The sequence below is a fragment of the Thalassobacter stenotrophicus genome, from assembly GCF_001458315.1.
Classification (GTDB): domain Bacteria; phylum Pseudomonadota; class Alphaproteobacteria; order Rhodobacterales; family Rhodobacteraceae; genus Thalassobacter; species Thalassobacter stenotrophicus.
Window position 1 is genome coordinate 332,140 of sequence record NZ_CYRX01000025.1, and the last position, 23,073, is coordinate 355,212.

23 protein-coding genes and 1 tRNA gene are annotated in these 23,073 nt (G+C 60.6%); 8 read left to right on the plus strand and 16 right to left on the minus strand.

Translation table 11 applies throughout. The features are described 5' to 3' along the window. The first annotated feature begins 64 nt into the window (after positions 1–64). The 5 genes from THS5294_RS08680 to THS5294_RS08695 all read left to right on the plus strand — a co-directional run bounded on the left by THS5294_RS08680 (position 65) and on the right by THS5294_RS08695 (position 5,308). The gene (locus tag THS5294_RS08680) at positions 65–1,573 is read left to right on the plus strand and encodes an FAD-binding domain-containing protein (RefSeq protein WP_058123435.1); all 1,509 of its coding nucleotides are present in this window, start codon (positions 65–67) and stop codon (positions 1,571–1,573) included. Position 1,574: 1 nt separating this feature from the next. Then, positions 1,575–1,748 carry a DUF2256 domain-containing protein gene (locus tag THS5294_RS18015; protein ID WP_072936669.1) on the plus strand — a complete coding sequence of 58 codons (174 nt, stop codon included), beginning with the start codon at positions 1,575–1,577 and terminating at the stop codon, positions 1,746–1,748. 91 nt (positions 1,749–1,839) lie between these two features. Further along, positions 1,840–3,981, plus strand: coding sequence for a malate synthase G (locus THS5294_RS08685; protein ID WP_058123436.1), 2,142 nt, complete (start codon positions 1,840–1,842; stop codon positions 3,979–3,981). A gap of 24 nt (positions 3,982–4,005) precedes the next feature. Further along, positions 4,006–4,434, plus strand: coding sequence for a GlcG/HbpS family heme-binding protein (locus THS5294_RS08690; RefSeq protein ID WP_038002504.1), 429 nt, complete (start codon positions 4,006–4,008; stop codon positions 4,432–4,434). 97 nt (positions 4,435–4,531) lie between these two features. Next, positions 4,532–5,308: a gamma-glutamyl-gamma-aminobutyrate hydrolase family protein gene (locus THS5294_RS08695; protein ID WP_058123437.1), complete on the plus strand. Its 777-nt coding sequence runs from the start codon at positions 4,532–4,534 to the stop codon at positions 5,306–5,308. Here the strand turns inward: THS5294_RS08695 and THS5294_RS08700 are convergent. The 8 genes from THS5294_RS08700 to purB form a co-directional block, all read right to left on the minus strand. Next, positions 5,305–6,192: an amidohydrolase family protein gene (locus THS5294_RS08700; RefSeq protein WP_058123438.1), complete on the minus strand. Its 888-nt coding sequence runs from the start codon at positions 6,190–6,192 to the stop codon at positions 5,305–5,307. The genes THS5294_RS08695 and THS5294_RS08700 overlap by 4 nt on opposite strands. 9 nt (positions 6,193–6,201) lie before the next feature. Beyond that, the gene (locus THS5294_RS08705; protein ID WP_058123439.1) at positions 6,202–7,794 is read right to left on the minus strand and encodes an ATP-dependent DNA ligase; all 1,593 of its coding nucleotides are present in this window, start codon (positions 7,792–7,794) and stop codon (positions 6,202–6,204) included. Beyond that, entirely contained in the window at positions 7,791–8,807 is a 1,017-nt protein-coding gene (locus THS5294_RS08710; RefSeq protein ID WP_058123440.1) for a ligase-associated DNA damage response exonuclease, read from the minus strand. Before THS5294_RS08710 ends, THS5294_RS08705 begins: the two co-directional genes overlap by 4 nt. Before the next feature lie 63 nt (positions 8,808–8,870). Further along, a complete protein-coding gene (locus THS5294_RS08715; protein ID WP_233486439.1) occupies positions 8,871–9,857 on the minus strand; it encodes a flagellar motor switch protein FliG in 987 nt (328 codons plus the stop codon). A gap of 183 nt (positions 9,858–10,040) precedes the next feature. Continuing rightward, entirely contained in the window at positions 10,041–10,574 is a 534-nt protein-coding gene (locus tag THS5294_RS08720; protein WP_058123441.1) for a tetratricopeptide repeat protein, read from the minus strand. A 65-nt stretch (positions 10,575–10,639) separates the two neighbouring features. Continuing rightward, positions 10,640–11,533 (minus strand): N-acetyl-gamma-glutamyl-phosphate reductase, encoded by an 894-nt coding sequence (argC, locus tag THS5294_RS08725; protein WP_058123442.1) that lies wholly within the window; start codon positions 11,531–11,533, stop codon positions 10,640–10,642. 127 nt (positions 11,534–11,660) lie between these two features. Further along, complete coding sequence (locus THS5294_RS18240) at positions 11,661–11,825, minus strand: chitin-binding domain-containing protein (protein ID WP_116903986.1); 165 nt, start codon at positions 11,823–11,825, stop codon at positions 11,661–11,663. 74 nt (positions 11,826–11,899) lie between these two features. After that, a complete protein-coding gene (gene purB / locus THS5294_RS08730; RefSeq protein WP_038002517.1) occupies positions 11,900–13,201 on the minus strand; it encodes an adenylosuccinate lyase in 1,302 nt (433 codons plus the stop codon). A gap of 114 nt (positions 13,202–13,315) precedes the next feature. Between purB and THS5294_RS08735 the strand changes: the two genes are divergently transcribed. Next, positions 13,316–13,732, plus strand: a complete 417-nt coding sequence (locus THS5294_RS08735) for a DUF6314 family protein (RefSeq protein WP_058123443.1) — start codon at positions 13,316–13,318, stop codon at positions 13,730–13,732. A gap of 314 nt (positions 13,733–14,046) precedes the next feature. Here the strand turns inward: THS5294_RS08735 and THS5294_RS08740 are convergent, their stop codons facing one another. Beyond that, positions 14,047–15,294, minus strand: coding sequence for a bifunctional alpha/beta hydrolase/OsmC family protein (locus tag THS5294_RS08740; RefSeq protein WP_058123444.1), 1,248 nt, complete (start codon positions 15,292–15,294; stop codon positions 14,047–14,049). Positions 15,295–15,406: 112 nt separating this feature from the next. On the opposite strand from THS5294_RS08740, the gene THS5294_RS08745 reads away from it, so the two are divergent. After that, complete coding sequence (locus THS5294_RS08745) at positions 15,407–16,309, plus strand: endonuclease/exonuclease/phosphatase family protein (RefSeq protein WP_082644982.1); 903 nt, start codon at positions 15,407–15,409, stop codon at positions 16,307–16,309. A gap of 8 nt (positions 16,310–16,317) precedes the next feature. Here the strand turns inward: THS5294_RS08745 and THS5294_RS08750 are convergent, their stop codons facing one another. Together THS5294_RS08750 and dddP are read right to left on the minus strand one after the other, a co-directional pair. Then, complete coding sequence (locus THS5294_RS08750; RefSeq protein WP_133244369.1) at positions 16,318–17,175, minus strand: hypothetical protein; 858 nt, start codon at positions 17,173–17,175, stop codon at positions 16,318–16,320. Between the two features lie 85 nt (positions 17,176–17,260). Continuing rightward, complete coding sequence (gene dddP, locus THS5294_RS08755) at positions 17,261–18,586, minus strand: dimethylsulfonioproprionate lyase DddP (protein ID WP_058123447.1); 1,326 nt, start codon at positions 18,584–18,586, stop codon at positions 17,261–17,263. An 86-nt stretch (positions 18,587–18,672) separates the two neighbouring features. Here dddP and THS5294_RS08760 point away from each other — a divergent pair, with 86 nt between their 5' ends. Continuing rightward, on the plus strand, positions 18,673–19,440 hold the full coding sequence (locus tag THS5294_RS08760) for a heme-dependent oxidative N-demethylase family protein (RefSeq protein ID WP_058123448.1): 768 nt from the start codon (positions 18,673–18,675) through the stop codon (positions 19,438–19,440). Between the two features lie 93 nt (positions 19,441–19,533). Here the strand turns inward: THS5294_RS08760 and THS5294_RS08765 are convergent, their stop codons facing one another. The 5 genes from THS5294_RS08765 to THS5294_RS08785 form a co-directional block, all read right to left on the minus strand. Then, on the minus strand, positions 19,534–20,601 hold the full coding sequence (locus tag THS5294_RS08765) for a 2'-deoxycytidine 5'-triphosphate deaminase (protein ID WP_058123449.1): 1,068 nt from the start codon (positions 20,599–20,601) through the stop codon (positions 19,534–19,536). 61 nt (positions 20,602–20,662) lie between these two features. Beyond that, positions 20,663–20,739: transfer RNA gene (locus tag THS5294_RS08770), tRNA-Pro, on the minus strand. Positions 20,740–20,844: 105 nt separating this feature from the next. Continuing rightward, positions 20,845–21,633 carry a MerR family transcriptional regulator gene (locus THS5294_RS18760; protein WP_082644983.1) on the minus strand — a complete coding sequence of 263 codons (789 nt, stop codon included), beginning with the start codon at positions 21,631–21,633 and terminating at the stop codon, positions 20,845–20,847. Between the two features lie 60 nt (positions 21,634–21,693). Beyond that, complete coding sequence (ihfA, locus tag THS5294_RS08780; RefSeq protein ID WP_038002530.1) at positions 21,694–21,996, minus strand: integration host factor subunit alpha; 303 nt, start codon at positions 21,994–21,996, stop codon at positions 21,694–21,696. 99 nt (positions 21,997–22,095) lie between these two features. Continuing rightward, entirely contained in the window at positions 22,096–23,073 is a 978-nt protein-coding gene (locus THS5294_RS08785; protein WP_058123450.1) for a beta-ketoacyl-ACP synthase III, read from the minus strand.

Consider the following 23,073-nt stretch of genomic DNA (forward strand, 5'->3'; position numbering starts at 1 on the left):
GGGCAGGGTTCTACGGCTTGACCACATGGCATGTTCTTGAAATGTTCACGTCCACGGAGGGGCTATGACGACGATTCTTTGGTTCAAGCGGGACTTGCGGGTGGCGGATCATCCGGCGCTGGCGCTTGCGGCTGAGCTGGGGTCTGCAGTCGTGCCTGTTTACATCGCGGAGCCGGAGATGTGGGCGCAGCCCGACGCCTCTGCGCGGCAGTGGCGGTTTGTGGCCCAAAGCCTTGAGGCGCTGGGCGTTGAGCTGGCCGCCATCGGGGCGCCGTTGCAGATCCACTTCGGGGAGGCGGCTCAGGTGCTGGCCACGCTGGCGCAGGACTATGGGGCCACCCATTTGGTCAGTCATGAGGAAACCGGCACGCAGTGGAGCTTTGACCGCGATCTAAGGGTGGCGGCATGGGCCAAAACTGCGGGCGTAATTTGGCACGAGGTGCCGCAATCAGGCGTTATGCGGCGGTTGAAAACCCGCGATGGTTGGGCGGCGACCCGCGAAACATGGTTGCGCCAAGAAACAGCGACACCGCCGCGTGCCCTGTGCGGTGTGGGTGAGGGCGTGTGGCACATGCCTGATGCGCGCGATCTGGGCCTTGGGTGGGACCCGTGCCCGGACCGCCAGCCGGGGGGGCGCAATTCGGGGCTCACGCTGTTGGGCAGTTTCCTGACGGAGCGGGGGCGGACCTACCGCGCGGCGATGGCCACCCCGATTGGGGGAGCGGTCGCATGCTCTCGGCTCAGTCCACATTTGGCGTGGGGGACCCTCTCGATCCGAGAGGCGCATCACGCAGGGCTGGCCCGTCGAGCCGAAGCGCCCAAAGGGGATTGGCGCCAAGCGATGCAGAGCTTTGTCAGCCGCCTCGCGTGGCGCGACCATTTCATGCAAAAGCTAGAGGATGCCCCCGACCTAGATCGCCGCTGCCTGCATTCCGCCTATGAGGGGTTGCGCGGCAGTGATGCCGCGCGTTTGGCCGCGTGGGAGCAGGGGGAAACCGGGCTGCCGTTTGTGGATGCGTGTATGCGATCACTGATCCACACAGGCTGGCTGAATTTCCGGATGCGGGCGATGCTGGTCGCAGTGGCCAGCTATCACCTGTGGCTGGATTGGCGTGCAACCGGTCCGCATTTGGCGCGCATGTTCACGGATTATGAACCGGGCATCCATTGGTCGCAGATGCAGATGCAATCGGGCACGACTGGGATCAACACACCGCGTATCTATAACCCGATCAAGCAGGGCCAAGAGCAAGACCCAGACGGCCGGTTCACCCGCCGCTGGCTTCCGGAATTGGCCAGCGTGCCGGATGCGTTTTTGCAGACCCCATGGGATTGGCCGGGGGCGGAACGGCTGAGCTATCCACCGCCCATCGTGGATGTGGCCGCCGCTGCCCGCGCTGCGCGGGACAGAATTTGGGCCGTACGCCGTTCGGATCGGTTTGGCGCGGAGGCGGGCGAAATCATCCGCAAACATGCCAGCCGCAAGGATGGCACTGGGCGCTTCGTGAATGACCGCGCCCGTGCGGCCAAACGGTCAAAATCACCTCCCAATCAGATGAGCTTCGATCTGTAATATGCCGAAAATGCGTAAAAAATCCGATTTACCATCCAAGGACTGCGCCCACTGCGGATTGTCCTTTGCATGGCGCAAAAAGTGGGCGCGCGATTGGGACAATGTCCGCTTTTGCTCGGACCGGTGCCGCAGCGCATCCAAGGGCGGAGCCAAGCGCGCTCAGGACGACCGTTAAAATTCTCATCGGAATTTTCCGTGATCTTGTTGCCTATCGGAAACAAACGCCCTAGGTCGCGTCCACAACGGTATACCAAGGGAGCATACACATGGTCGCACGTATTGAAGTTGCGGGGCTACAGGTCGCTGAAGAGCTGCACGCATTCGTTGAAACACAGGCGCTGCCCGGCAGTGGGGTTGAGGCTCAGGCGTTCTGGGACGGACTGTCCAAACTGATCCACGACTTTGGCCCGCGCAACCGCGCGCTGCTGGAAAAGCGTGAAGACCTCCAAGCCAAGATCGACGCCTGGCACATAGCCAACCGCGGCACGGCCCACGATCATGAGGCCTACAAAGCCTTTCTGACGGAAATCGGTTATCTGCTGCCCGAGGGCGAAAGCTTTGAAATCGATACCGCGAACGTTGACCCCGAAATCGCGACCGTTCCCGGCCCGCAGCTGGTGGTGCCGATCACCAATGCGCGCTACGCGCTGAACGCGGCGAACGCCCGCTGGGGCAGCCTGTACGATGGGTTCTATGGCACCGATGCCATGGGCAGCCCCGCGCCAAAAGGCGGCTACGACATCGGTCGTGGCGCCCGTGTTGTGGCCCGTGCGCGCGTGTTCCTCGATGAGGCATTCCCTGTTGAAGGCACCAGCCACGCAGACGCCCGCCGCTATCACATTCAAGGCGGTGCGCTGCTGATTGATGATCAGCCTTTGGCCCAGCCCGAAAAGTTTGTGGGCTACCGTGGTCATCCCAAAGCACCCGATGCGATTGTCCTGAAGAACAACAACCTGCATGTTGAGTTGGTGTTCGATCGGACCCACGCAATTGGTGCGCGGGACCAAGCGGGTCTTGCGGACGTTCGGCTTGAGTCCGCGATCTCTGCGATCATGGATTGCGAAGATTCCGTCGCCTGCGTTGACGCCGAAGACAAAGTTCAGGCGTACTCTAACTGGCTCGGCCTGATGCGCGGCGATCTGCAAGAGACCTTCCAGAAGGGCGACGCAACCGTCACCCGCGCGCTGAACCCTGATGTGGTCTACACCGGCCCCGATGGGGGTGAGGTCACGCTGAAGGGTCGCGCACTTTTGTTGGTGCGTAACGTCGGTCACCTGATGACCAACCCCGCGATCTTGGACCGTGACGGCAACGAAGTGTACGAAGGCTTGATGGACGCGATGATCACCGCGCTCATCGCTAAGCACGATCTGGCTCAGGCTGGTGGCAACTCGGTTACGGGCTCGATGTACGTCGTGAAGCCCAAGATGCACGGCCCCGAGGAAGTGAGCTTTGCGAATGAGACCTTCACCTTTGTTGAAGGTGTGCTGGGCATGGCGGCCAACACCGTCAAACTGGGCATCATGGACGAAGAGCGCCGCACGAGTGTGAACCTGAAGGAATGTATCCGCGCTGCCAAATCGCGCGTTGCGTTCATCAACACCGGGTTCCTCGACCGTACGGGCGACGAAATCCACACCTCGATGGAAGCTGGGCCGTTTTCGCGCAAGGACTTCATCAAGCGCAAAGCTTGGATCAGCGGCTACGAAAACCAGAACGTGGATATCGGTCTGGAATGTGGTCTGTCCGGCAAGGCGCAGATCGGCAAAGGCATGTGGGCCATGCCCGACATGATGGCTGCGATGATCGAGCAAAAGATCGAGCATCCGAAATCCGGCGCAAACTGCGCTTGGGTTCCTTCGCCCACCGCCGCGACCCTACACGCGTTGCATTACCACAAGGTTGACGTCTTTGCCGTTCAGGCCAAGCTGAAAGCCGGCGGTCGTCGCGCATTTGTGGACACCGTGCTCGACATTCCGGCGGCCAGCTATCGCAAGTGGGGCCGGGAGCAGATCATCCGTGAGGTCGAAAACAACGCCCAAGGCATCCTTGGCTACGTTGTGCGCTGGATCGATCAGGGTGTTGGCTGTTCCAAAGTGCCCGACATCAACAACGTTGGCCTGATGGAAGACCGCGCAACCTGCCGGATTTCGGCGCAACACATTGCCAACTGGCTGCATCATGACGTGGTCAGCGAGGCTGACGTGCGCGCAGTCATGGAGAAAATGGCAGCCGTTGTAGATGGTCAAAACGCGGGCGACCCGCTGTACCAAGCTATGGCACCCAGCTTCGACAGCATTGCCTACAAGGCCGCTTGTGATCTGGTGTTTGCAGGCCGTGTGCAGCCCTCGGGCTACACTGAGCCAGTCCTTCACGCCCGCCGCCTAGAGCGCAAAGCCGCCAGCTAAGCTGCGGATAACAGGAGATATAATATGTCTGAGATTTCATTGCGCAAAGCGCGTAGCATCATCAAAACTACTCTCGCAAAAGGCCGCGAGATGGACCTTAAGCCATTGTCGGTCGTCGTTCTGGACGCCGGTGGTCACATCAAAGCGTTCGAACGCGAAGATGGCGCGGCCGCAGGTCGTTTCCAGATCGCGCACGGCAAGGCCTATGGTGCAATCATGCTGGGCATGCCCGGTTCCGCGCAAATGGCGCGGGCTGAACAGCAGGCCTATTTCATGGCCGCTGTGAACGGCGTGTTTGGTGGGCAGGTTATCCCCGTGCCCGGTGGCGTTTTGGTCCATGACAAACGCGGCAACCTTGTGGGGGCCGTTGGCGTGACCGGCGACACCTCCGACAATGATGCGACGGCTGCTCTTGCGGGCATCGAAGCTGCCAATTTGGTAGGCACCGCCTAATTTGTGCGCAGGCGCGCAGTCTATCGCGCGCCTGCACCCCTTTACGATGCGTTAGGGCCCGGTATACCTTTGGGAAAGCATTCTCCTTGAGGTTTCTATGACGCGCCCCATCGTTGGCATTATTTCTAACAGCTATTTGATTAACGATCAGTATCCGGCCCACGCGGGCGGAACGATGAATTCTGAGGCAATCGCTGAGGTAAGCGGCGCGCTGCCGCTTTTGGTGCCTGCAAACCCCCAGTTTTGCGATGTTGAGGCGCTGCTTGCGCGGTGTGATGGTTTCCTTCTGACCGGGGGGCGGCCCAATGTGCACCCCGAAGAATACGGTGAAGCCGAGACGGAGGCTCACGGCACTTTTGACCGGGATCGCGATAGCCTTGTGTTGCCGTTGATCCGGTCCTGCGTGGAACGCGGTCAGCCGATTTTGGGGATTTGCCGCGGCTTTCAAGAGGTGAACGTCGCGATGGGGGGCACGCTACACCCCGAGATCCGCGACCTTCCGGGGCGGATGAACCACCGGATGCCACCCGATGGGACGCTTGAGGAAAAGTTCGAAATTCGCCACGACGTGACCTTTCGCGAGGGCGGCGTGTTTGAACGGCTCTATGGGCAGCGCATCGTGCGTACCAACACACTGCACGGGCAGGGGATCAAGACGGCAGGTCCCCGTGTCGTCGTGGACGGCTACGCCGATGATGGCACGCCAGAGGCGCTGTATATCGCCGAGGCACCCGGATTTACCCTGTCTGTTCAATGGCATCCCGAATACCGCGCGGCAAAGGACCCTGTGTCGCGCCCGCTGTTCGAAGCCTTTGGGCAAGCCGTGGCGGACTGGGCATCGGGCGCACGGCCCAACACCCGGGCGATTGCCTAAAACTGATACAGCGCGGCTGGGGTATCGACCAGAATTTGGTGCCACGTTTCCTCATCGGGGCAGACGCGGGCCAAGGCCTCTAGGAGGGTGGCACTGTCGGGCTGCTCCGCATCGGCGAGCATGATATGCGGCCAGTCTGAGCCCCAAAGACACCGCGTCGGGGCAGCTGCAACCAAAGCCGCGGCAAACGCGTCAGCGGCCGTGTAGGGCGGTGGGCAAAACCGGTATAGACCTGACAGTTTTACAAATACGTTGCCGGTTTTCAGTAGGTTGAGCAGGGCCTGAAACCCCGGCTCATCCGGGCCAAGCGCCAGATCGGGCCACCCAATATGATCCAGCACCACCGGCACCGGGAGGGCGGCGATTTGTGGCGCAAGCTCAACCATATGGCGATGCGTGTTGATCAGCATTTGCACATGCAAACCGCGCGCAGCAAGGCGTGGGGCCATGGCCTGAACCCCGGCCCACGACAGCACGCCGCCATGCACATAGTTCAGCCGTACGCCGACCAGGTTTTGCTCCACCAGACGGTCCAGATCGGCGTCCGTGGCGGCATCCGTCACCAAACCGATGCCCCGCGCAGCGTACCCGTTTAGCGCGTTCAAGTCGGCAACCGCCCGTGCGGTCACAGAATTATCGGTGCCATAGAGGATCGATTGCACCACCACCGTCCGGCTGATGCCCAAATCCTGCATTTGTTTGATGTAGGCGGCCATGAAATCAGCGTAGCGCAGGTTCGGGGCCGGGTCCTCAACGCGACCTTCCCACAAGGGGGCCTCATCACGGCCAGCCAGCATGTGAATATGGCTGTCGCAAGCGCCATCAGGGGCGGGTGTTTTCGGGATGCGGCTGGGGCGGGGCACAAGGCCTTGGGGAAGCGTCATGGGAACTGCCTAGCCGTATTGGTCCAACATTTCCAGCAGGTCAGCGTGTGTATTGGCCTCAGCCGCGGGTTTGTCCCGCCGCCAGCGGGCCATGCGCGGAAACCGCAGCGCGAGCCCCGATTTGTGCCGCGAAGACGCTTGGATGCCTTCAAACGCGATTTCAAACACCAGTTCCGGTGGCACGCGGCGCACGGGCCCGAACCGTTCAAGGGTATTTTTACGGACCCATTTGGTGATGTCTCGAAACTCAGCGTCCGTCAGCCCAGAGTAGGCCTTGGTAAAGGGGACCAGTTCGTTACCCTTCCAGCAGGCAAAAGTGTAATCCGTATAAAGGTTTGCGCGCCGTCCGTGGCCGGCTTGCGCATAGATCATCACCGCATCAACGGTCAGTGGATCAAGCTTCCATTTCCACCAATCGCCTTTGTGCCGCCCGCCGACATAGGGTGCGTCCAAGCGTTTGATCATCAACCCCTCAGCCTGTGCGTCACGTGCGGCGGCGCGGGTTGCGGCGTGGTCCTCCCACGTCCCCTCAAGGCCGCGTGAGAGGCGGAGTGGGATGTCACTAGGGAGTGTGTTTATAAAATTCAAATGCTTGCGGCGATGTCTTAAAGTATTCTCTCGTAGATCAGCGCCCTCAAATTCCAAGACATCATACGCGCGCAGGACGACGGGCGCGTCGCGCAGAACCGTCTTGGGGACGGTTTTGCGTCCAATCCGTTTTTGGAGGGCTGCAAAGGGTAGCGGTTGATCGGCTGCGAAATCCCACGCCAAAAGTTCGCCGTCAATTACCGTCCCGTCGGGCACATGATCGAGCACGGGCGCAAGATCAGGAAAGCGGTCGGTCATCAATTCCTCACCGCGGGACCAGATGAACATCTGCCCGCCGCGTCGGATCAATTGCGCGCGAATGCCGTCCCATTTGTGCTCAACCAACCAGTCTTGGGGTGGACCAAGCTCTTGGGGGGGATGCTCCAACCCGTAGGCTAGCTGAAACGGGTACGGCCGCGACAGGTCGGCTTGCGGATCGGGGGCTTCAATGAGGGCCTCCCAGGTCGTTGTATCGGGCGTCCATCCCCCCATCAAGCGGTGCGCGAGGGCAGCTTCGTCCTGTGCAGTTGCCAACGCCAATGCTCGGGTCATCAGTTTTTGACTGACCCCAACGCGGAAGCCACCGGTCAAAAGCTTGTTGAAAACAAAACGCTCCGAGCCGTCCAACGTGTCCCACGCAGTTAAGATGGCGGGTTTTTTAGTGGTATCGTCTTGGGTTTGCAGCGCTTGGATTGTCTTGATCCAGTCGCTGAGCGGGCGATCATCGTATTTGCTGGCGGGGGGCAGGACGAGGCCGATCGTTTCGGCCAAATCCCCAACAACGCTGTAACTTTCCTCAAACAGCCACAGCGGCAGGCCCGCGCGCTCAGCTGCCCATTCGCGCAAGCGCGTCGCGGTCACAGTGCGTTTTGGCCTGCGTCCAGACAAAAGGGCCACGCACCACAGACGGTCCGCGCTGGCCGCAGCGCTTAGATATCCGGCTAGGGCTTCGGTTTTCGCCTTGGTCGACGTGGTACTGTCGAGGGCGGTGAAAAGATCTGCAAAATCTCTCATGACGCGATCTTTTCTGGGTCTGCTTCTGGGTCTGCGTCTTCGCCGGTGAACTCGGTTTCTAGAATGCCTGCATCATACCCCAACGTGTCGAGGTATTTGGAAAATGTTGCGGTGTAGCCGTGTGTTGCAAGGACTTTTTCCGCACCCGTGGCTTGGATCGCCTCCAGAAGGCCGGGCCAATCTGCGTGGTCGGACACGATAAAACCCGTGCTCAAGGCGCGTCGCCGCCGCACACCGCGCAGGGCCATCCAACCGGAGGCAAAAGCCTCTGCGCGCGGACCAAATTTGCGTGCCCAAGCGGAGCCAAGTGCGGCGGGCGGAGCGATGACCAACGCGCCCGGATAGGCTTTGCGGTCGGTGTCCTTGGTGACAACGCATGTGTCGGGCAGGGTGATGCCATGCTCGCGCAGGACTTGGTTCGTGGCCTCCACCGCGCCGTGGGTGAGGATCGGGCCGAGGTCGGGGTTGAGGCCGGCCATCAACCGCTGGGCCTTGCCTAAAGCGTAGGCGCCTAGGATTGCGATCTTACCCTCTGCTGCGCATCGTTGCCACCATGCGGTGATGTCTGCGCGCAACTGGTCCTCTGGGGTCCAGCGAAAAATTGGCAACCCAAACGTGCATTCCGTGATGAAACCATGGCAGCGCACAGGCTCAAATGGGGTCGAGAGGCCATCATCGGTGGTTTTATAGTCACCGGAGACGACCCATACCTCCCCCCCGACTTCTACCCGTATTTGCGCCGAGCCCGGCACGTGACCGGCGGGATGATAGCTGACCGTCGCGTCGCCAATCTTTTGCTTCGTGGCGTAGTTGATGGTTTGGCAGGTGAGATCGCCCAATCGGTGGCGCATCACAGCCTTGGTCAGCGGCGTGGCGAGATAGCGTTTATGCCCGGGGCGCGCGTGATCGGAATGGGCATGGGTGATCAGCGCGCGATCCACCGGGCGCCACGGGTCGATAAAAAAATCCCCCGCCGGACAATATAGCCCCTGTGGTTTGAGCGTTAGCACCATGCGCCTCTCCTTCGTGATCTCAACACTTAGGGCGCGTGGTTCGGTTGTCTTGTGGTCCTTTTGTTATTCGTCTTCTGACAGCAGCAAGATCTCCCCGGAGGTTTCCATTTCGCGAATAGCGGTGACGATCTCTTGCATGGCGGCCTCACCCTCAGCCGGCTTGATCGCGCCCTTTTCGTTGATTTCGTCTTCTAGCTGGGCAGATAGCCTTTGGGACATCGCCCCGAGGATATATGTGACCGCATCTGGCGCAGTGGCTTTGCCGTGGCCCAAAGCCACGATCAACACCTCTTGGTCGACGGCGCGCGCGACTTTGGGAATATCGCGCCCCGCGATCCGTGCGGGAATATTTTGGAAGGTAAAGATCGCCTTACGGACCTTTTGCGCGAACACCGCATCCTCTTGGTCAAGCCCGTCAAGGACCGCGTCACGGGTCGCAGCAGGGGAGGCGTTGAGGATCGCGCCAACACGCTCAACCGGGCCATCGCGGAACGCCTCACCGGGTTGCGCGTCCAGCTGACGACCAAGGGCAAGGCCGATACGCGCGACGGTTTCGGGGTCAATCTCACCTGTGAGGGATACGGCATAGGCGATCCGGCGGCCGCGTTCGGGCGGGATTTCCGCCAACAACTCTGCCGCTTTGGGCACGGATAGTTTTGACAAAAGCACGGCGCAAATCTCAATGCTTTCTTGCTCGACGATTGGGCGAAGTTTGGCGACCTCAAGCCCTGCGAGCCGTTCCCACGGGTTGCCCGAGATTTCTGCACCGGATTCGTCGCGTAGAACATCCGCCGTGTTGGGTGAAATGAAGCCATCCAGAACCGACAGCGCACCGGACAATCCGGGGGGGAAGTGCAGCCCCACACTGTCCAGCTCGGACGCAAATTCACTGACGATCCAGCGCAGCGTATCCTTGGTGATATACCGCATGTCCGCCATTTCGCGGGCAAGCACTTCTTGTTGGTTGTCTTGCAACTTGTTCAGGCCGGGGTCGACGCCTTCGGCCAGCAGCAGGCGCACAATCACAGCGGCCTTTTGTTGGGGCGTCATAGCGGGTGCGCCCGGGCGCGGCGCGATTTGTTGCCGCCGGGGGTTGGGAGATTGCGCTGGTACCACCAAGTTTGCCCTCATGAGTGTCTGAGGGGATATTGGCGCGCTAAGGTTAAAGTTTGGTCAACATAAGGGCACTAACCTAAGCCAAACTGCATCGAATGTGACGCAGTTTTCCATGCCCTAGTAACTGTAGCCCGCCCCGCGTGCGATGGCTTGGCGCAGAGACACCTCGGCCCATGTGCCGCGCCCGCCTGTCGTTCGGATTAGGGTCAGTTGCGCCCGCGCGGCGTCGGAATTTCCGGCCTCAACAAAGCCTTGGCCCATGTAGCTGCGGGCCTGCCAATGGTTTGGATCTTGCTCCAGTGCGGCCGTGTAATAGGTCATTCCCGTCTCAAAATCGCCCATCTTGCGCGCGACGAACCCACGAAGCGTGAGCGCGTCGGCGGTGCCCGGCGCGTTCAATGCCGCGAGCGCCTTGTTTGCCGCGTCATAATCGCCGGCGTAGGCGAAATAGCGCGCCGCGTTCAGCCGATCCTCATCCAAAAGGCTGCCACTTTGACTGGCGATGCAGGTCTTGGTTTTGGTGTCAAACACCTCACCCGCTTTGCAGTCCTTGTTTGGATTGGTCGCTGCCGGCACGCCCGATCCTGCCGCAAAAGCGGTCATGGGCAGGCTCAAAATGGCTGTCATGGTCAGGGCAACGAGGGTTTTCATGGCGCGCGCTCCTTTGGGTTTGCATCCCAAAACATAGGGCGCGCGCGCCTGAAACAACCCGTTTGTTACAGTCCGGCGGTTTCCGGCGCACCGATCATCAGGTTGAGGTTCTGCACCGCCGTGCCGCTGGCGCCCTTGCCCAGATTGTCCAACGTTGCCGAAACCGTGATGCGGTCCGCACCGTTGCCCAAGACCGAAATCTCCATCCGGTTGGTCCCATTCAGCGCCGTCGCTGAGAGCCGATCAGGGGCGTCAACAACATCCACAAAAGGGGCGTTGGCATAGAATGCGGCATAAATTTCAGCCAGTTGCGCCGCAGAGACCTCTGCGCCGGACAGGTGCAGCTGAACAATCATCCCTTGGGCATAATTGCCAACGGCGGGTTGGAAAAATGGTGTCTGCGAAAGGCGACCGTATTCCATGATTTCGGGCACGTGTTTGTGGTTTTGGCCCGTGGCATAGAGGAAGTGATCGGGGGCTGTGCCAGCCTCATATTCCGCGATCAACGCTTTGCCGCCGCCGGTGTAGCCTGACACCCCGGTCAGGGTGGCGACGTAGTCTGCGGGCAGGGCGTCTGCATCGCGTAAGGGGCGCAAAAGAGCAATGGAACCCGTGGCATAGCAGCCGACGTTCGCCACCCGGTCAGAGGCTGCAATGGCCGCTTGCGCGCCGGGCAATTCGGGCATGCCATAGGTCCAACCGTCCGCGATCCGGTGCGCGGTTGAGGCGTCGATGATCCGGCAATCTCCGGCCAAGGCAACGGCCTCAATTGCGGCGGCGTCGGGCAGGCACAAAATACCCACATCCGCGGCGGCAAACGCGGCTGCGCGGGCTTCGGGCGATTTGCGTTCAGCAGCATCCACCGAGATCAGTGTGATGTCGTCGCGCGCCTCAAGACGTTCGCGGATTTGCAGCCCCGTTGTGCCAGCTTCGCCGTCGATGAATACTTTTGCCGTCATGGTTCGGTCCTTCGGTTCTTGGCCCGTAATGAGTGTGGGGGGCTTAGGTCAATTTTACCCGCCACACAAACGAAAAGCGCGCGCTGGTCCCCCAGCGCGCGCTTTGATGCGAGTATTTGGTGCGGGATCAGCTGTTGATTGCGGTCACGCAGCTTCGGCTTGCAGCATCCCAAACAGTCCCGGTGGCACAGGACATCGCAGCCTGCTTGGCACTGTTGCATTCATACGCGAGCGCAAGGCTCGGCGCGGCTGCCAGGATGGCGGCGATAGAGAGGGTCTTCCACGTCTTCATTGTCGTCTCCTGTTGCGGTTTACGCCAAGGAAGCTAGCAGATTTCCCTCATTTGTCACCAGATTTGCGCGCAGCTTACCCGAACACACGTTTAAAAATCGTGTCCACGTGCTTGGTGTGATAGCCCATATCGAATTTTTCGTTGATTTCCTCAACGGATAGGGCGGCGCATACCTCTGGGTCGGCCAGCAGTTCCTCACGGAAATCTGTGCGGTGTTCCCAGACCTTGAGCGCGTTGCGTTGCACCATGGAGTAGGCGTCTTCGCGGCTGACACCGGCTTGCGTCAGGGCAAGCAGAACCCGCTGAGACATGACCAAACCCGGAAATTTGTTCATGTTATCGAGCATGTTGTCAGGGAAAATCAGCATTTTGTCGATCACGCCGGTCAGGCGGTGCAGTGCGAAATCAAGCGTAATAGTGGCGTCTGGGCCAATGTTCCGCTCAACCGAGGAGTGCGAGATATCACGCTCATGCCAGAGGGCCACGTTCTCCATCGCGGGGACCACGGCGGAGCGGACCATACGCGCAAGACCGGTCAGGTTCTCGGTCAGAACAGGGTTTTTCTTGTGCGGCATCGCGCTGGAGCCTTTTTGCCCCATCGAGAAAAACTCAGCGCCCTCAAGGACTTCGGTCCGCTGCATGTGGCGGATTTCGGTGGCGACGTTCTCGATCGAGGAGGCGACGACACCAAGGGCGGCAAAGAACGCGGCGTGACGGTCGCGCGGGATAACTTGGGTGCTGATTGGCTCAGGCGAGAGACCAAGCTGCGCACACACATGCTCTTCTACGCGGGGGTCTACGTTGGCAAAGGTGCCGATGGCGCCAGAGACGGCCCCGGTCGCGATCTCAGCGCGGGCGGTTTTCAGACGCGCAAGGTTGCGGTCCATTTCGGCGTAGAACCGCGCAAACGTCAGGCCCATGGTTGTGGGTTCTGCGTGGATGCCGTGGCTGCGACCGACGCGCAGGGTGTCTTTATGCTCAATCGCGCGGCGCTTAAGGGCGGCCAGCAAGCCGTCCATGTCTGCAATCAGAATGTCCGCAGCGCGCACGAGCTGTACGTTGAAACAGGTGTCCAGCACGTCCGAGGACGTCATGCCTTGGTGGACAAAACGGGCCTCATCGCTGCCCACATGTTCGGCCAAGTGGGTCAGAAATGCGATAACGTCATGCTTGGTCACGGCTTCGATTTCATCGATGCGCGCGACGTCGAATTCGACATCTTTTGCCTTCCAAACCGCTTGTGCGTTTTCGCGCGGGATCACGCCCAGATCGGCCATCGCATCGCAGGCGTGCGCCTCGATCTCAAACCAGATGCGGAATTTCGTCTCGGGGGACCAGATGGCGACCATGTCGGGGCGGGAATAACGGGGGATCATCGGCTCTCATCTCTTGCGTTGCTGCGGCTTGGCGTTTCTCTTAGGGTCCGCTCGGGTGATGTGCAACACGGGGACGGGCTGCGGTGAAATATGCCGCGCCTGTAACGGGCTTTGATGACGAAAACGGATGGCAAAGCGCGCACATTGGACGATTTTGCAGGTGTTTGGGCGCTGAGCCGGGTGATTTCGCAGGACGGAATGCCGCCGGGACAGTTCATCGGGACCGCAATTTGGGCGCCGCACGCCGACGGCTTGGCCTATGTCGAAGAGGGCACCCTGACGATCCGAGGGCAAACCCCGATGGCCGCGACCCGTCGGTATCTGTGGAAACCGGACCTGAGCGTTTGGTTCGACGATGGGCGCTATTTTCACACCGTACCCGCACAGGGCGGCGACACGGACCATTGGTGTGATCCGGATGATTACCGCGTCCACTACGATTTCGCGGACTGGCCTGCGTTTGTGGTGACGTGGCGGGTTCAGGGTCCGCGCAAATCCTACACGATGACGAGCCGCTATAGCCGGGTTTGAGGTTTGGCGGAGTGATTATGTTCGCCGCTGAGCGCGGGTGGTAGAAAGACCATGGTCAGGCCGCTTTCAACCTCACACACCTTTGCGCGAAGATGTTGGACGTTCCTGGGGGGTGGTGATTTGGTTTGTGCTGTCCTGAGCCGGGCCGCAACATCGGCGGCGAGGCGCGGGGATAGGATCAAACGTTCAAGGGTGTGCATTCTGTGCCCTCCATTCGTGGGCACAGATTATCTCGCAAGGCTGGCGCGCACCTTGATCTGTCGCAAATTATTAATGCCTTACGGGCCGCTAGGTCTGTTCGCTTTCGCCGCCGGTCAGGCGTCTTGGGGCGCCGGTGCAGCTTCATTTTCCGCAACGCGCAGCACGGTTTTTACTTTAGCGCCTGCCTCTAACGTTTTATGAACAGGGCATTTATCTGCAATTTCAACAAGGCGCTTATGCTGGTCATCTGACAAATCACCGGCCAACGTGATCACGCGGGTAAACCGATCAATCCGCTCATTCGGGGTGCCCGCGTCTTGGGCATGCATCCGGTCGTGGGTGACGTCCACGCTGATGTGGCTCAGCGGCCAGCCCTTGCGTCGGGCGTACATCCGCACGGTCATCGACGTACAGGCGCCCAATCCCGCCGCAAGGAATTGATAGGGCGACATGCCTTTGTTCGTGCCGCCATAGGCCACGGGTTCATCCGCCAGCGCGTGATGCGCATTGCCAGATGTGACGTCTTGCAAAAAGCCGTTCGCATCCGCTTCTGATACGCGGGTCACGCCTTCGGGCGCGCCGATGGGGGGGGCTGGCGCACGCAGGTCCAGATACCGTCCCGCCCATGCAGCGATTACGTCGGCTACGTATTCTGCGTCCGCCGGGCGGGTGATCAGGTGGTCTGCATTATCCAGCGTGACAAAGCTTTTGGGGTGTTTGGCGGCGGCAAAAATCGCCGTGGCGTTTTCGATGCCGACGGTTTCGTCGCGCGGCGCGTGCAGCACCAAGAGCGCGCGGTTCAACGCGCCAATCGCCGGGGTAAGGGCCGCGGCACTCACGTCCTCCACAAACCCTTGGCCGATCATAACCGGGCGGCCGCCCAGCATTACGGGGGCTTTGCCATCCGCTTTGATCCGGGGCAGGGCGTCGGCGAAATTATGAGTGACGTGGCCCGGGTCTGAGGGCGCGCCAATGGTTACCACTGCTTTGGCCGAGGCGATGGCCCCCGCTGCGCGCAAAACCGCTGCCCCGCCAAGTGAGTGGCCGACCAGCAGGCTGGGCGCGAACCCTTCGGATTTGAGATGCGCGGCGGCGGCTACGATATCATCCACGTTTGAGGTGAAGGAGGTGTTGGCGAACTCTCCCTCCGAGTGGCCAAGCCCGGTGAAATCAAACCGCAACACCGCGATCCCCATGGCCGCCAACCGCCCCGAAATCCGGCGCGCGGCAGGGATATCCTTGGAACACGTAAAACAATGCGCAAACAGCGCCGTCGCAAGGTGCGGCCCCTCGGGCAAATCCAGACGTGCGGCAAGTTGCGCGCCATCATGGCCGGTGAATGTCAGTTTGCGGCTTGGCATGGAACAGGTCCGATCATTAGGGTTGAGACTGACAATGGGCGCGCGGGCAGGCGGGCTCAAGCGTAGGCGGGCCGCGATCACGCAGCCGTGACTTGAGGCGAGGTTTCGACCCATGTTCCGTGACATATGCTACAGAATGGCGTGGTTTTTCACTGTCGTTTGGGGGGCGTCGTGGCTGGGGGCGGTGCATGATTTGGGCGACTCGCTGGCGACCTTCCGCCCCATTTGGCTGGCCGCAGCCCTGATATGTGCGGGGCTTGCGTGGCCGATCCGGCGGCGCGGGGCGGCTATCGTGGCGATGCTTGGCACGGTCGGTTTTGGCGTTACGGCGATGACCTGGGGCGTGGGCCTGCCCGGGCTTCAGGTGCAGGCGCAAGGGGCCCCCAGTTTTCGTCTGTACCAGAACAATTTGTTCTTCGCACAAAGCGATCACAGCCTGACGCTGGCCAATATCGCGGCCCTGTCGCCCGATGTCATCACGTTTCAGGAAGTGTCCCAAAACAAGCGTTCCTTGTTGGAGGAATTGCGCGCCGACTATCCGCATCAGGCGTTTTGCCGATACGGCGCGGTGGGCGCCGTGATGGTCCTGAGCCGGTTGCCCGCGACGGATACCAAGCCTCTGTGCCTGTACCCCATGGGCTTGGTCGCCCTGCAGGTCGAGACGCCGGGTGGCCCGGTGTGGGTCGTCTCGGTCCATGCTAAGTGGCCCTATCCGTTCAACGATCCTGCACAAGTGGACTACATGGAGACCGCTTTGGCCAAGTTGGAGGGTGAGATCGTCATGGCTGGCGATTTCAACATGGTGGCGGGCACGTACCGTCTGCGCCGTTTGGCGCGCGCGGCGGGGGTGACGCGGATGGGGCCTTGGGTGCCCACGTTCCGTTTGCCCAGCGGGCCGGAATGGTGGCGATATCCGATCCAGATTGACCACGTATTCACCACGATGGATGCAAAGGTCCGCCGCGCGCCCGATTCCGGATCGGACCATGTCCCGCTGGTGGCGGACCTGTGGTGAGGGGGCGATCACTCCCGCTCATGCGCGCAGGAAAATGTGCCCGGCACCTGTGACTTGGTCCAAATAAATGCGCCGACACCGCGATCCGGGTCCAGATAGGTGACGCGCCGCACCCCGCGCGTGACATGCCAGCCGGGCAGCTGCCTGCCAACGAAGAAACCTGCGCAAGCTGCGTTGCCAGGTGGTCCATCACGGGCCAGCGCCAAGGCGCGCTTTTGATCGGCGGCGCGGGTCGAAAGGTCATCGCCTTCACGGGCATTTTCCGCCTCTGCAGCGGCGATGCGGGCGGCCCGCATTTCGGACCACAGCTGATCCATTGAAACTTCTGGCGGATCAAGGCGGGGTTGTACGGTGCCGGTACTGACCACCCCGAACGCGAGAATAATGGACAAGAAACACCCCGCAATTAGCAGTTTATGTTGAAGAAATTGCTGCGCCAGCCCCTCGGTGTCCACCGGATGGGATACATCATCCGTGGTGCGCCCAAGCAGGCGGATGGGGGTGATCGGGAGGCGCGGCGGTGCGGGGGCGACCTCGGCCTCCAGTGTCTCAAGCGCTATGCGGCGCACGGCCCCGGTTAAGGGCGCATCCGCAGGATTGGGCCGTCTGGCCACAAAGATCGAGGCAAGCTCCGTCGGGCCAGTTAATTCATCGCCAATCCGGACACGCACGGCCTTGATCTGGCCCGCAGCCTCAGTCGCGATCAGACAGACCCACCGGCCCGAGGGTTCAAGCAGTTCGGCAATACGCTCCCCCTCGCGGAGCATTTGCCCCGGAGCCACGCAGATCGTGCGCACGGTCATCGGATAGCTGCCCCTTTGCGGGGATTGCACCGAAATCACGGGGTCATGGGGATGAAAACTCAAGGGGCCTGCCTATCCATCGAAGCCCGTGCACCGCACGGATCACGACAGCCTAGCAGGCCCGCATTAACAATCCCCTTCCGGAGGGCTAGTGCCCCATCAAACGGGGATCGAAGGGGTATTTGGTCAGGTTTTCGTACCCATCTTCGGTGATCAGGACTTGATCCTCTAGCTTGATAGAGAAATCACCGCCTTTGGGGGAAATTAACGCCTCAACACACAGGACCATCCCGGCCTCTAGGTGGCCATCAAACGCCCCCTCAACGTGGTGGTCGGGATAGCGGATCAGAGGCCATTCATCGCACAGGCCTACGCCATGCATCAGGCAGCCGTACTTCAACTCCTGATACTCTGGCTTGAGTTTGTGTGCATTGAACGTCAGATCACGCAAAGGCACGCCGGGTTTGAGCATCTCCATGTTGGTTTGGATGTGCTCGACCCCGTGGCGCATGGCTTCAATCATGTCGGGGCGAGGGTCAGCGTCGCCCACCCACCACGTGCGCGAAATATCCACGCAAATCCCGTATGACCCCACCAGATCGGTGTCAAAGGCCACGATTTCATTGTTTTGAATGATGCGCGGGCCGCATTCTTGGAACCAAGGATTGGTGCGTGGGCCAGAGGACAAGAGCCGCGTTTCGATCCATTCACCGCCGCGTTTGATGTTTTCGGCGTGCAGAACGGCCCAAACCTCGTCCTCGCTCAGGCCCGGCGCGCAGGCCTTTTCCATCTCATAGCACGCGGCCTCACAGGCATGAGAGGCACAGCGCATGGCCAAAATCTCATCCGGACCTTTGATGGACCGGGCTTTTTCGGTCAATTCTTCGCCGTCCGTGACCTCAAACCCCTGCGCCTCAAGCGCGCGCAGGCCGTGCACCATCGGCTTGTCCGCGGCCAGCCGCATGTTGCCGCCGCCGTGGGCTTCGATCAGGGTGCGGACCTCATTGCTAAAGGTGTCAGCGGCGATGTCGATTTTGTCGCCACGTCCAAAGTAGAACAGATCCGCGCCAGAGCGTTGTTCTTGGACCAACGGGTTGAAGGCACTGAGGAACTTGGCATTCTTATAGTCCCAGATGACCATATAGCCATCGGCACAGACCAACACCGCGCGGAACGGGTTGTGTGTGTTCCACAGCTGCATGTTGGTGCTGTCGGTGGCATAGCGGATGTTGAGCGGGTCGAACATCAACACACCGCCCAAATCCCGGGCTACGACTGCATCAACGAGCCGGCGGTGGCGATAGGCGCGCATGGCGGCCAAATCGGGCAGGATCAGATCGGCGGCTTCCCATTCATCATAGGCCAGCTTGGTGGGTCCAATCTCCATCCGGTCATTGTCGTTTGGCGTCCCGTCTAAAAGGTGGGTGCCTTTGCTGGGGTCAATCTTGCGGGTGGTGCGATAATGCTGGTTCATGGGGGCCTCCTTATCCATGAGTGTGCCGTGCATTTCGGCGCCTTCTGCGGCATAAGCGACACGATTCACCGGCCAAGAGGGCGCAAATGGACATTTTGCAGAAACATCTGCCCTTTACGCCGTGGTCTGACCCCGCGCTTGCGCGGCTGCCGGGGATGCGCCCGGTTGAGGGCGATTGGCTGATTGTGGATGAGGCATATGCCGCACAAATGGCCCACAAAACGCGGTTGATAAAGGCACGTAGACCCCAGGTTTTGGCGCTTGATCCTGCCGCAGAAACCGCTGCGCGTGAAGCGTTGGAGGTGGTTCTGGGGGCATTGCCCGCGGGGTTTGAGCGGCAGGGCGATGCTGTGCGCTGTCCCGATGGACGGGTGGTCGTACCCACGTGCGACGCGCCGCTAGAGAGCTTGGGCGCGTTGATCCAAGAGGATGTCGTTGTGCTACAAAAGCGCGAGGGTGCGTTCGTTTTGACGGGGGCTTTGTTGTGCTTTCCGGCGGCGTGGACCTTGGCCGAGAAGTTTATGCAGCCATTGGAGGCGATACACCGCCCCGTGTCCAGCTACGCGCCCGTCGCGGCAAGGGTTGAACGCATGTTCGAGCGTGTGCGCGTGGGCCAACCGCTGTGGCGGGCGAATGCGCTGATGTATCACGATGCAGAGCTGTATCAGCCCCATTCCGAGACCGCGCCGCGGATCCCGCCCAAGGGAACGCCGCGCTATTTGCGGGCCGAGCGTCAGACGATTTTGCGCCTGCCTCGGACGGATGCGCTGGTGTTTTTGGTGCATACCTATGTGCTGCCGTTTGATCGGTTAACGTCCGAGCAGCAGGCGAGTTGCCCGTTTCATCAGGCGTGAGGTTTTGCGCCGCCTGACGGCGTCGCCAAAGCGAGAGATCCTCTCTCGCGCTCTGGGGAGTATTTAGGGAACAAAGGAAGCGGCGGGCGTGGCCTAGGGGGCGGCGAAGTGTTTGGACAGTTTGAGACCTTGGCCCTGATAATTGCTTTTCATATCTGCACCGTAGAGGACATTTGGGACCTCGGTCATGCCTTCATAGACCAAACGCCCAACCACTTGGCCATGTTCGAGGACGAAGGGGGCTTCGTGGCAGCGGACCTCAAGAACGCCGCGGGCCGGGACGCCGTGGCCAAATCCGGGGTCGAAGAAGCCCGCGTAATGGACCCGGAATTCGCCGACCATAGCCAAATAGGGCGCCATTTCGGCGGCGTATTGGGGGGGGATCGTGACGGCTTCGCGGCTGACGAGGATGTAGAACGCGCCAGGGTCTAGGATGATGCGGCCATCGGATGTGCGGACTTCTTCCCAGTAGTCGCGCGGCGTGTAGTGGCCAATGTTGTCGAGATCGATCACGCCGGTGTGCGGTTTGGCGCGGTAGCCGACCAGATCGCCTTCGCTGGGTTTGAGATCGACAGAGAAGCCCAAACCTTCGGAGATGAGTGGCGTGCCATCCACCAGTGGCGTTTGTGTGTGCAGGGCGGCCATCGCACTGTCGGACAGGACGGCCTCGCCTTGGCGGAAGCGGATTTGGTTGAGGCGCATGCCGGGCCGGACCAAAACGCTGAACGAGCGGGGGCAGATTTCGGCGTAGAGGGGACCGGCGTAGCCTTCGGGGATACGGTCGAATTCGGTGCCGCCATCGGTGATGACACGGGTCAGGAGATCTAGCCGTCCTGTGGAGGACTTTGCGTTCGCCACCGCAGTGATCCCGGTGGGGAGGGCGAGGCTTTCCATCAGGGGAACAAGATAGACGCAGCCCTTTTCAAGGACTGCGCCACCGTCAAGCGACATGCGGTGCATCTCAAAATCTGCGAGGCGGTCTGCCACCGGCGTGCCAGCACCCGCAAGAAACGAGGCGCGGACGCGGTAAGCCACTGTGCCAAGGCGTAGATCGAGCGATGCTGGCTGTACCTGACCGTCGACCAGTGGTGCGGTCACGGCGATTTCACCGCGGTCCAACATCGCCTCTAGGGCCTGAGAAGGGAGAACCCCGTGTGTCATTTTCTTACCCCTATGAACAGCAAAAGCCGCAGTGCCAAATGGCCTGCGGCTTTGCAGTCGGTGGTCGGGCTAGCAGGACTCGAACCTGCGACCTTCCGTCCCCCAGACGGACGCGCTACCAGGCTGCGCCATAGCCCGACTATGCGGTCCGTATAAGGTATTTTTTCGGGGCTGCAAGCGGCAATTGCCCCGAATGTCCGACCTTTTTTCGTCGTGTTTCCCTGTGCGAAAGCCAGCGTCACGTCAGGATTTCAGCTCGGCACTGATCCGGTCGCTCAGAAGCTTGATCCGGCGGGCCACAAGGTCAAGCTTGGCGCGGTTTTGGACGCTGAGCGCGGTGTTTGTGTCCCGCTTGGCGGCGGCTTTTGCGGTCAGCGCGCGGGCCATAGCGTGTTCAGTGATTTCGGGCGATGGTGGCTCTAGCGGGAGTTCGGGGGCGATTGCGTCGTCCACGATTTGGTGTGCGCTGTCGAGGATAAGTGGCTCTTCTGCCGGCTCAGGCACCTCTTCAACTGGTGCGGCGTTCTTTTGCAAGGCATTGGCAAAGCTGAGAACTTCGGCCTCAACCGGTTCAGGCTCAACATGCACCATGGGAGCTTCGGATGGGGCAGGCGGGGTTTCTTCGGACAAAGCATCGAGGTCATAGAGACCGCCGCGTCCGGTCCCGCCCGCATTCGCGTCCTCTTTGACGACGCGCCGATTGGCGCCGCGCCGTGCGGTCCGTGAGGAAGAGGGTTTGGTCTTTGGGTCCGCAAAGGCCGGCTCGGGCGAGAGAGCCTCAATCGGGGCGACCCCATCCTCGGAGATCATCTTTTGCACGCCACGAATGGTCATGCCCTGATCATGCAGTAGCACGCGGATACCGCCCAAAAGGCGCATGTCATTGGGGCGGTAATACCGACGGCCGCCGGGCCCCTTTACGGGACTGACGACGTCAAATTTGCTTTCCCAAAACCGCAAAACATGGGTCGGCACGCCCAACCAATCCGCAACCTCGCGGATCGTGCGAAAGGCATCAGCGCTTTTGCTCATAACTCCCCCTCAACTGTTGGATGGAGGCGGCACTTTGGGCCGCTCCGCGTGAACAGTTTGTTAGGCTTTGTTACCAGTCGCGACGCGATCTTTCATCAGGTGCGATGGGCGGAAGGTCAGCACGCGACGTGGCGGGATGGGGGCTTCTTCGCCGGTTTTGGGGTTGCGACCCACGCGGGCGGATTTCTCACGGACGGAGAACGTCCCGAAGGAGCTGATCTTGACCTGCTCGCCCTGGACCAGCGCGTCGGACATGTGCAGCAAAACCTGCTCAACCAATTGTGCGCTTTCGTTGCGCGACAGACCGACTTCGCGGAAAACCGCTTCGCTCAGATCCATGCGTGTCAGTGTTTTTGAAGTCATATCCGGGTCCCTCGCCATGTTTTACCCACATTGGGGCACAGCGGTTTTCGAGTCAATAACAAGCACTTGGCAGATGTTCTTCGCGCATCAAATGAGCGGTTACCAGCGTAGCACCACAGCGCCCCATGCAAGGCCGCCGCCAATGGCTTCGGTTACGACCAAATCGCCCTCACGAACCTGACCGCGCTGCTTGCCCACAGACATCGCAAGCGGAATGGACGCCGCCGACGTGTTGCCATGATCTTGGACGGTGATGACAACTTTGCTCTCATCAATGCCCAGTTTGTCGGCGGTGCGTTTGATGATCCGCAGGTTTGCCTGATGGGGGATCACGCAGTCGATATCGTCGGTCGTAAGGCCCGCTTTGGCGACGACATCAACGGTACAAGTGGCAAGCTTTTCAACGGCATGGCGGAAGACTTCCTTGCCTTCCATAATCAGGTGGCCGGTGCTTTGGGTGGCGGATGGCCCCCCCGAAACGTACAGAATTTCGCGGAAGCGACCGTCGGAATTGAGGTCCGTGGCAAGGATGCCGCGGTCGTCTGAAGTGCCTTCGCCTTCGGCTTTTTCCAACACCAAGGCGCCCGCGCCGTCGCCGAACAAAACGCTGGTGGTGCGGTCTTCCCAGTTCATAATCCGGGAGAATGTTTCTGCACCGATGACCAAAACGCGCTCAGCTTGGCCCGACAGAATCAGACCGTTCGCGTTGGTCAGGGCGTAAACAAAGCCCGCACATACCGCTTGGATATCAAAGGCAAAGCCGCGCTCCATCCCAAGGGCGCCTTGGACCATTGTCGCCACGGACGGGAAGGTGAAATCGGGGGTAGATGTCGCGACGACAATGGCGTCGATCTGCGAGGCATCCATGCCAGCGTCCGCAAGGGCGGCCTGTGCTGCGCGGGTCGCAAGATCAGATGTGGTTTGCCCCTCGGCCGCGAAATGACGCCGCTCAATCCCTGAGCGGGATCGAATCCAAGCGTCGGATGTCTCGACCCAAGTCTCAAATTCTGCGTTCTCCACAACGCGGTCGGGCAGATAGTGGGCCACACCACGCACAACGGATCGGATTACGCTCAT

What these genes read in the sequence shown, in the direction of transcription:
- THS5294_RS08720 (WP_058123441.1), bottom strand. Translation starts at nt 10,574, where the DNA reads ATGAAAACCCTCGTTGCCCTGACCATGACAGCCATTTTGAGCCTGCCC.
- THS5294_RS18015 (WP_072936669.1), top strand. Translation starts at nt 1,575, where the DNA reads ATGCCGAAAATGCGTAAAAAATCCGATTTACCATCCAAGGACTGCGCC.
- THS5294_RS08690 (WP_038002504.1), top strand. Translation starts at nt 4,006, where the DNA reads ATGTCTGAGATTTCATTGCGCAAAGCGCGTAGCATCATCAAAACTACT.
- THS5294_RS18240 (WP_116903986.1), bottom strand. Translation starts at nt 11,825, where the DNA reads ATGAAGACGTGGAAGACCCTCTCTATCGCCGCCATCCTGGCAGCCGCG.
- THS5294_RS08710 (WP_058123440.1), bottom strand. Translation starts at nt 8,807, where the DNA reads ATGGTGCTAACGCTCAAACCACAGGGGCTATATTGTCCGGCGGGGGAT.
- purB (WP_038002517.1), bottom strand. Translation starts at nt 13,201, where the DNA reads ATGATCCCCCGTTATTCCCGCCCCGACATGGTCGCCATCTGGTCCCCC.
- THS5294_RS08735 (WP_058123443.1), top strand. Translation starts at nt 13,316, where the DNA reads ATGACGAAAACGGATGGCAAAGCGCGCACATTGGACGATTTTGCAGGT.
- ihfA (WP_038002530.1), bottom strand. Translation starts at nt 21,996, where the DNA reads ATGACTTCAAAAACACTGACACGCATGGATCTGAGCGAAGCGGTTTTC.
- THS5294_RS08760 (WP_058123448.1), top strand. Translation starts at nt 18,673, where the DNA reads ATGGACATTTTGCAGAAACATCTGCCCTTTACGCCGTGGTCTGACCCC.
- dddP (WP_058123447.1), bottom strand. Translation starts at nt 18,586, where the DNA reads ATGAACCAGCATTATCGCACCACCCGCAAGATTGACCCCAGCAAAGGC.
- THS5294_RS08680 (WP_058123435.1), top strand. Translation starts at nt 65, where the DNA reads ATGACGACGATTCTTTGGTTCAAGCGGGACTTGCGGGTGGCGGATCAT.
- THS5294_RS08785 (WP_058123450.1), bottom strand. Translation starts at nt 23,073, where the DNA reads ATGAGCGTAATCCGATCCGTTGTGCGTGGTGTGGCCCACTATCTGCCC.
- THS5294_RS08745 (WP_082644982.1), top strand. Translation starts at nt 15,407, where the DNA reads ATGTTCCGTGACATATGCTACAGAATGGCGTGGTTTTTCACTGTCGTT.
- THS5294_RS08765 (WP_058123449.1), bottom strand. Translation starts at nt 20,601, where the DNA reads ATGACACACGGGGTTCTCCCTTCTCAGGCCCTAGAGGCGATGTTGGAC.
- THS5294_RS08700 (WP_058123438.1), bottom strand. Translation starts at nt 6,192, where the DNA reads ATGACGCTTCCCCAAGGCCTTGTGCCCCGCCCCAGCCGCATCCCGAAA.
- THS5294_RS08695 (WP_058123437.1), top strand. Translation starts at nt 4,532, where the DNA reads ATGACGCGCCCCATCGTTGGCATTATTTCTAACAGCTATTTGATTAAC.
- THS5294_RS08685 (WP_058123436.1), top strand. Translation starts at nt 1,840, where the DNA reads ATGGTCGCACGTATTGAAGTTGCGGGGCTACAGGTCGCTGAAGAGCTG.
- argC (WP_058123442.1), bottom strand. Translation starts at nt 11,533, where the DNA reads ATGACGGCAAAAGTATTCATCGACGGCGAAGCTGGCACAACGGGGCTG.
- THS5294_RS08715 (WP_233486439.1), bottom strand. Translation starts at nt 9,857, where the DNA reads ATGACGCCCCAACAAAAGGCCGCTGTGATTGTGCGCCTGCTGCTGGCC.
- THS5294_RS18760 (WP_082644983.1), bottom strand. Translation starts at nt 21,633, where the DNA reads ATGAGCAAAAGCGCTGATGCCTTTCGCACGATCCGCGAGGTTGCGGAT.
- THS5294_RS08705 (WP_058123439.1), bottom strand. Translation starts at nt 7,794, where the DNA reads ATGAGAGATTTTGCAGATCTTTTCACCGCCCTCGACAGTACCACGTCG.
- THS5294_RS08740 (WP_058123444.1), bottom strand. Translation starts at nt 15,294, where the DNA reads ATGCCAAGCCGCAAACTGACATTCACCGGCCATGATGGCGCGCAACTT.